Annotated in this window: 1 protein-coding gene; it reads left to right on the top strand. The window is 48.5% G+C overall.

Annotated features, from left to right (window positions below):
• Positions 1 to 37: 37 nt before the first annotated feature.
• A partial coding sequence (locus R7O13_RS25805; protein WP_318305065.1) for an efflux RND transporter periplasmic adaptor subunit occupies positions 38 to 814 on the top strand: 777 nt, incomplete at its 3' end.

Here is an 814-nt window from a genome sequence, read left to right as displayed (position 1 = left end):
GCATTCGGCTGAATACAACAATAAAAAAGGATTTTTGATGTTAGCAAAACCCATATTACGTTGGCTTTTACCCTTCGTTGTCGTCGGCGGATCTTACGCTGGATATGCTGCGATTGCAGCGACAGCACCGGAGAAAGAGTCAACAAAAGAAACCATAACCGAACCCACAGTTCGAGCCTCTTCTCTTTTTCCTACTGACCATAAAGTCGTGATTACCAGCCATGGCGAATTGGTTCCATTCGAAAAAACACACCTTTCTGCTCAAGTCAGCGGTGAAGTGATCAGTTGGCACCCTAATTTTGTAACCGGTGGCATCGTGAAGCGTGGGGAAGTGCTATTCACGATAGAAAGCGATAATTATGAAGCGGCCGTACTTCAAGCTGAAGCGGGTCTGGCTAGTGCTCGTGCATCGTTAATTGAAGAACAAGCAAAAGCGGAAGTGGCGAAACGCCAAGCGAAAAAACTTAGCGACAAGCAAGTAACCGATCTGTACTTGCGTAAACCTCAGGTGCTTAGCGCGCAAGCGCAAGTGAAGTCTGCTCAAGCCGCTCTCAAACGTGCAAATCGCGACTTGGAAAACTGCCGAGTGGTTGCGCCATACGATGCTTTAGTGGTCGAGCGTGATGTCGGTGTGGGTCAGTTTGTGACGTCGGGATCTCGTGTCGCAACTTTGAATAACATCGAAGTGGCGGAAGTGCATGTTCCAATTGCTGGTTTTGATAGTGCGTTTTTGCCGGAGTCAATCAAAGAGCTGCCAGCAACCGTAACCCAGCAAGGTATTCTCTCGACCACCCGTGAAGGTAAAGTCGTTCGC

This window comes from Vibrio sp. Y176 (assembly GCF_033438945.1).
The sequence above is the reverse complement of the archived record's forward strand: the minus strand, read 5'-3'. Positions and strand labels throughout refer to the sequence as shown.